The sequence below is a fragment of the Gardnerella sp. 26-12 genome, from assembly GCF_001660745.1.
GTDB classification, from domain to species: Bacteria; Actinomycetota; Actinomycetes; order Actinomycetales; family Bifidobacteriaceae; genus Bifidobacterium; species Bifidobacterium swidsinskii.
The window spans coordinates 1-5,075 of the sequence record NZ_LWSR01000041.1; the positions used below are offsets into that span (position 1 = coordinate 1).

A 5,075-nucleotide genomic window follows, 5' to 3' on the forward strand; every position below is an offset into this window, starting at 1 on the left:
AGCCTTTCAAGTTAACAATATATTGTGTATAGTTCCACAGCAAAATATATGCCGCAATCTCTGGGAAGAGATTCAACTATTTAAACATTTTTATATTTTTTACAACACTGACAAATATCAGGGTGTCACCCTAATTTTATTAGGGGTAATCAGTAAAAAATTGGGTTATTCCCCAAAAATTGAATGGGCACGCGACAAGAAAGAAATTGATAAACAAAAAGTTCTGATTGAAAAATCAATCAGAACCCTGTTCGTGGAGCTAAGGAGACTCGAACTCCTGACCCTCTGCTTGCAAAGCAGATGCGCTACCAGCTGCGCCATAGCCCCATTCGAAAGAATGATGTCATTCTATCGTGGGCCCGGGAGGACTTGAACCTCCGACCTCATCCTTATCAGGGATGCGCTCTAACCACCTGAGCTACGGGCCCAACTCGTATGCCTAAAACATACAAGTAGTTACATTAGCACAGACACAGAAAATGTCAAACCGCAACACGCCATAAAAAGAAAACAGCGTGTTGCGGTTTGAATCAAAAAAATTAAACAGAGAATAATTAATCAAGATGGCTACGCATGAACCACTGGAACTTTTCCAACTGTTGAACATGATCTTGAATAATATTTGAGCTAACTAAATCAAGCTCATCAAGTTCCGCGATAGCCTTGCGATCGTCTGCAATCATATCGTTATAGTACTCAATAAGCGCTTGCAAATACTCCTTTGTAGACTTGCGACCAGTCAAAGCAAAACGCTTCCATGTGCGAGCAGCAACAACATCGTCTGCGCGGCCAAGTGGAGAGCCGCCCAAAGTTGCAATTCGCTCAGCAGTTTCATCCGCCTGCGCCAAAACTTCAGCAACCTGTGGATCAAGCATTTCGTGCACTGCAATAAAATCTGGACCAGTAACATTCCAATGCGCATGCTTGAGCACCAAAGCAGCTTCCTGCTCGTGGCTTAAACGATTCTGTAAAATGGCAACAGCCTTTTCACTGGCCGCTTCGTCGAGACCTGGCAAAATATGCAACAAAGCCATGTTCTATCCTTCCTTAGGTTTGTTAATACCGTTATTATTCTACTGCTATGGCTTAAACTACGCGCGGCGACGCACTTCAATCGTCGCAATACGCCTACCATCAACCGCAGTCACAGTCATATCGTAACCATCCGCATCATGCAAAACAGCTCCAACACTTCCCATTGAACCAGTATGCGCTAAAAAGTAGCCTGCAACAGTCTCATACGGACCGTCCTCAAGCTCAATGCCGGTAATGTCAGCAAAATCTTCAATGGTCATACCGCCATCAATTTTTGCAACACCATTTACAAAAGCAGTTGTTTTATTCACATTATTTTGCTCAGTTTCACCAGGCAAATCATATTCATCGCGAATATCTCCAACTAGCTCTTCTGTCATGTCCTCAAGCGTAACAATACCGTCAGTTCCACCATATTCATCGATGACAACAGCCAAATGAATACCACGTTTACGAAGAAGTTCCAGGCTCGGCAATAGTTTGGAAGTTCCAGGAAGACTAATTCCTTCGCGAGTTACATCTGCAACAGTTTTTGCATTTGGATCACGCACATCTAGCAAATCACGAACATGCACAAAACCTATAACATCATCAAAATCTTTGCCAATAACAGGGTAGCGAGAATACGGAAGCTCACGAATTTTCGCGGCAGCTTCTTCAAGGCTCAATGAACCATCCAAAAACTCAACATCAGCACGAGGACGCATTACTTCAGCAACAATAGTTTCAGACGCATCAAACACATCATCCAAAATAGTACGCTCATCCTGACTTAAACGTTTATTGCTATTGACAAGAACACGCAATTCTTCGTCAGAAACTTCGCTTTCCTTCTCATTAGGATCAAAGCCAAGAATGCGCACAAAACCGTTAGTATTCTTTCCAATAAGCCAAATTAAAGGCTTGCAAATCTTTGAGAAAACATCAACCGCCGGCACAACCGCTCGCGCAATCTGCTCAGCACGCTGCATAGCAATACGTTTTGGAACTAATTCAGAAATAACAATAGAACAGTAAGAAATAACAAGAGTTAGAAAGATTGTTGTAAGTGGGCCAGCAACGTGCGAAGAAACACCCCATGAACATACAACCGGCACAACATACGGAGCTAAAGCAGACTCACCAAACGATGCAGAAAGAAAGCCAGAAAGAGTTACTCCAATTTGTAGAGCAGATAGAAAAGTGTTAGGGTCGCGGGCAATTTTTGCAACTCTAGCGCCACGCGCATCCTGCAATTCCATGCGATCAATTTGCGAACTTCTCAAGCTCACTAAAGCTAATTCGGTTGCCGCAAATACGGAACCAAATAGCAAAAAAATCATAATGAGTAGAATATTAAAACCAATCGCCATACTTGTTATCTTAGTTTACTTCTATGCGATATCAACAATTCTAAAATAATTATCACCATTAACGAAGATAAATTATTTATGGGCGATAAAAATATCCAGTTGGAGCTTGAGCTGTTTGCATTGATATAACGTGCAGCACAACTCCAGGATGCTGATATCCAGGAATGCCAATATTGCCTCTAGAAACGCGTGCACGAACACGCACCCATTCATGATCTTGAATTTCGCCAATATTTGATTTTTCGGCAACTAATCCAAACGGAGACATGTCGAGAATACAGCATGACATAAGCTGACGAGATACCCTAAATTGATTTGCATTCAACGTAGAATCTCTGCTGACAAAACCTGTAAGAGTAATCGCGTATCCATCATATTTTGCAGCATTATGATCGATTTCGTCATACCAGGAGCCGAAATCATCATCATCAACTGTTATCTCATGAGATTTTTCATACAATCCTGGCAAAGGATAATTTTGGCTACGAATAGCAATAGCACGACCGCCAGCATACTGGTCGAATCCATCTACACTAATATTTTGAGCGTAACGCAAAGGAACAATAATAAGTAGCGCAGGAACAACGAAAGCTACAAACATACGCCAAACATCGCGCGAAGAAACAGAAAACCATCCAATCGCAGCACATATAGACAAAATAAATAGCAAAATAGCAGTAATTAACAAATAATAATATGCTCTAGGCGTAGTAAAAAGCGTATATCTACCGCTTAAAGTAACTTCCGCAATTATGACTGCAAAAAATAGCAATAAAATAGCTTCTACCAATTGAGCTAAAGTGATTTTTTTACAAGCATTATGCTCAACACATTTTTGCTTTTTCATGCGATGAACCCCCAAGCCCAGTGAGCTAATAATGACGCTAGGAAGCACGCAAAAGCAATAGTTAATGTTAAGCGCCACACAAATTTACCACGGCAATCCTCAACGAGCATAAGCGTATTCTTTAAATCAAGCATAGGACCAAACAGCAGAAATACTAGCACCGACGACATAGGCAATGATGTTGCTAAACTTCTTGCAATTACAGCATCTGAGCTGGAGCATAGAGAGCTTGCGTACGCAATAGCCATCATTACAGGAATAGCAATGAAAACATTACTCACTTGCACGCGAGAAGCAGGATCAGCTCCGAGCCATGCGCGAATTACAGAAGCAACTATAGTTCCACATACAATAATTGGAATTAATTTTATTAAATCCTGATGTATATGCTGCACATATTTGCGAATTTGCGCAGAAATACTATGCTTTTCAATATTATTTTTTGTGAGATTACTTTCGTTATTCAATTCGCAAGAACAATGTAAAGAAGATTCGTTTTCTACTAAAATTTTCTTACGCAAAATATTGATTTTCGAAGGAAATATAACAAAAGTTAATCCAACCAGTAATGCAATACCAACACCTAGCGCAATACGCATAATAGCAACAGCTGGAGCGTCAGAAAACGCATAAAATGTTGCCAATACAGATACTGGATTTACAACAGGAACTACACATAGAAAAGTTATGGCGCACGGCAATGGTAGTTTTCTTGCAACTAAACGAGAAAACGTTGGAACGACTACACAATCACAAACCGGCATACAGACGCCGGCTAATATGGCAGCCAAGAAACCATTTGCTGTAGATTTTGGAACATGTTTCTCAATAAAATCAGCAGTTACCCAAGTTTCTACTGCAGCAGAAACAAGCACACCTATGAGCGTAAAAGGTATAGCTTGTAGCAACAAGCCGGAAACACCTCGAATTGTTGTATCAATGAGAAACCAAGGATGTTGCCCTTGTAAAGCAGGAGCAGCTGCAATAATAAAAGCTACTAAAGGAGCTCCGACAAGCAAGAAAAGATAGTTCGCAGAATTAGTGGAATTTGCAGAATTTGCATCAAGCGTATCTTTAGATGATTGATTCATATCTGTAACCTAACAACGTATTAATAATTCTGTTAAAAATGCGACTACATGCTACTTAGCATGAAAGAACCTCTACTAAACCATCACTCATTCTATACCTAGCGCCAACTAGCATAAGGTTATCGTTAAAAGCGGCTTCACGAATAATTTGAGATTTGTCGCAAATTTCAGTCAACATATTAGACACGTGAATGCGCTCAATATCGTCCGTGCTCAAGTCTTCTTCAATACCCGCGAGCGCAGCCGGTCCTAAAGAACGAAGCAATATTGACTCGCTAGACTCAATTATTTCGTTTGCTTCATCTTCGCCGTATTTAGAAACCAGCTTTTGCACATTCGGCAAAACGGCTTGTACAGCACCGCAATGCTCGTGTCCAAGAACAACAAGCACTTTTACTCCCAAATCGCTTACAGCGTATTCTAAAGATGCAATTACAGCATCATCAAGCACTTCGCCTGCAGTGCGAACAGAAAAAATATCACCTAAACCGGCACCAAACACAAATTCTGGAGCCACGCGCGAGTCAGCACAGGAAAGAACAACAGCTCCAGGATGCTGACCTTCAATAAGAGATAATCTCGTTTCTTCACTAAGTCCATGGCAATTTAATGAGCCTTCTGCAAACTTACGATTACCAGCTAGCATCGCGCTCCACACAGATGTAGCCAAAAGTGAATCTTCTTTTAAAAGATCTTCTTTGACTGTCTCGTGCATTATTACCTCCTTGTATCTGTCTCTTATACACATCT

5 protein-coding genes and 2 tRNA genes are annotated in these 5,075 nt (G+C 41.0%); all 7 read right to left on the bottom strand.

Going from position 1 to position 5,075, the window contains the following annotated elements; genetic code table 11:
* Nucleotides 1–254: 254 nt before the first annotated feature.
* The 7 genes from A5295_RS03145 to A5295_RS03175 all read right to left on the bottom strand — a co-directional run bounded on the left by A5295_RS03145 (nt 255) and on the right by A5295_RS03175 (nt 5,040).
* Nucleotides 255–327, bottom strand: a tRNA-Ala gene (locus A5295_RS03145).
* A 27-nt stretch (nt 328–354) separates the two neighbouring features.
* Nucleotides 355–428: transfer RNA gene (locus A5295_RS03150), tRNA-Ile, on the bottom strand.
* Between the two features lie 126 nt (nt 429–554).
* The gene (locus tag A5295_RS03155) at nt 555–1,034 is read right to left on the bottom strand and encodes a Dps family protein (RefSeq protein WP_012913682.1); all 480 of its coding nucleotides are present in this window, start codon (nt 1,032–1,034) and stop codon (nt 555–557) included.
* Nucleotides 1,035–1,091: 57 nt separating this feature from the next.
* On the bottom strand, nt 1,092–2,387 hold the full coding sequence (locus A5295_RS03160; RefSeq protein WP_012913683.1) for a hemolysin family protein: 1,296 nt from the start codon (nt 2,385–2,387) through the stop codon (nt 1,092–1,094).
* Nucleotides 2,388–2,463: 76 nt separating this feature from the next.
* A complete protein-coding gene (locus A5295_RS03165; protein ID WP_004109484.1) occupies nt 2,464–3,234 on the bottom strand; it encodes a TIGR03943 family protein in 771 nt (256 codons plus the stop codon).
* The gene (locus A5295_RS03170; RefSeq protein ID WP_064621677.1) at nt 3,231–4,325 is read right to left on the bottom strand and encodes a permease; all 1,095 of its coding nucleotides are present in this window, start codon (nt 4,323–4,325) and stop codon (nt 3,231–3,233) included. The genes A5295_RS03165 and A5295_RS03170 overlap by 4 nt, the downstream gene beginning before the upstream one ends.
* A 55-nt stretch (nt 4,326–4,380) precedes the next feature.
* Nucleotides 4,381–5,040 carry a carbonic anhydrase gene (locus A5295_RS03175; protein ID WP_064621678.1) on the bottom strand — a complete coding sequence of 220 codons (660 nt, stop codon included), beginning with the start codon at nt 5,038–5,040 and terminating at the stop codon, nt 4,381–4,383.
* Nucleotides 5,041–5,075 lie beyond the last annotated feature (35 nt).